This is a genomic window from Anaerococcus sp. HMSC068A02 (assembly GCF_001811125.1).
In the GTDB taxonomy this organism is placed as follows: Bacteria; Bacillota; Clostridia; order Tissierellales; family Peptoniphilaceae; genus Anaerococcus; species Anaerococcus vaginalis_C.
On the sequence record NZ_KV803719.1, the window covers coordinates 1 to 272 of the forward strand.

Annotated in this window: 1 protein-coding gene; it reads right to left on the bottom strand. The window is 30.1% G+C overall.

Annotation, left to right across the window (positions count from 1 at the left end):
* Nucleotides 1-272 (bottom strand): DUF4368 domain-containing protein (locus HMPREF2782_RS02710; protein WP_148130019.1); only part of this gene is annotated, 272 nt, incomplete at both ends.

The window sequence follows — 272 nt, forward strand, 5'->3', positions numbered from 1 at the left end:
TTCTTCTTCCTCAAGTTTTGATCGTTCTTCTTCGCTTAACTCTTCTTTTGGCACTTCATAATTTCCTATGAAGTTAAAATATATTTCTATCTTTTGCTTTGATGTTTGACTGCCTTTCCTATCTCTTTCATGAATGATTATCTTCTTTACAAACTCATTTATCATTGTGTTTGTGAGATTATCAAAGTTTTCATAACGACTAATAAGGGATATGAATTTTCTTGCCTTATCTGTTTCCTTTTCATATCTTGATATTACAAGCTCTAAGTCTT